Origin of the sequence: Algibacter ulvanivorans (genome assembly GCF_048381495.1) — a bacterium.
GTDB classification, from domain to species: Bacteria; Bacteroidota; Bacteroidia; order Flavobacteriales; family Flavobacteriaceae; genus Algibacter_B; species Algibacter_B ulvanivorans.
In genome coordinates, this window is the sequence record NZ_JBLWGD010000025.1 from 1 (window position 1) to 715 (window position 715).

A 715-nucleotide genomic window follows, 5' to 3' on the forward strand; every position below is an offset into this window, starting at 1 on the left:
ACACAACGTGTTTGTATATGGTTTGTTGCGTGTTTAAAGCAACTAATTTAGTAAATAATTACCGACCAAGAAAGTCCGAGAGGACTTTCGTAAGTAGGCGAGTAGCCAGCAATAAATTATATACGGTGTTACCCAACGTTTTTTATTCCGATTTTTATTTTTTCAATCCAATTTTTGTCATTCGGTTCAACAATAATTGCTTTAAAACTAAATCTTTCGCTCTCAATTCCAACACCTTTTAAATCGTCAATATGTAAGTCAAAATCAAATGCTGGTGGAAACTTCGATGAGTTAATATTCCGAGATTTTAAAACTTTCCGATTCTCTTTTTCGTTTACAATTCGGTTGACTTTTATTCCGTAATATTTTAAAGTCAATCTTATTTTTTTTTTAGTTCTAAATGATGTTGTATAAATATGAACTTTGTGACCTTGGTTTTGCAAATCAGAAATCAATTCACGTGTGCCTTTTCGCATTTGTTCAATTCCGAACAGTTTTGCAATTCCGTTTCTGTTTTCAGTTTCAAATTCCTTTCCGTTTGGAATTAAAGTGCTATCAAGGTCAAAACTTATATTCATTTATTCAATAGTTTTTCGTCATTGCAATTGTTATCATAATTCCGATAATCAGAAATCCGCTTTTTTTAGTCCAATTTATATTTTGTAAACTGATGTTCAAATTGATTCTCGATGTTTTTTTCAAATGTTGGGTAACG

1 protein-coding gene is annotated in these 715 nt (G+C 30.9%); it reads right to left on the minus strand.

Annotated elements, in window-relative coordinates:
* Positions 1 to 128 precede the first annotated feature (128 nt).
* Positions 129 to 578 carry an HAD family hydrolase gene (locus ACNG5D_RS15835; RefSeq protein ID WP_418184504.1) on the minus strand — a complete coding sequence of 150 codons (450 nt, stop codon included), beginning with the start codon at positions 576 to 578 and terminating at the stop codon, positions 129 to 131.
* Between the last annotated feature and the right edge of the window lie 137 nt (positions 579 to 715).

Bases quoted from the DNA above. Each gene is read 5' to 3' on its own strand.
- ACNG5D_RS15835 (WP_418184504.1), bottom strand. From the start codon at position 578: ATGAATATAAGTTTTGACCTTGATAGCACTTTAATTCCAAACGGAAAG.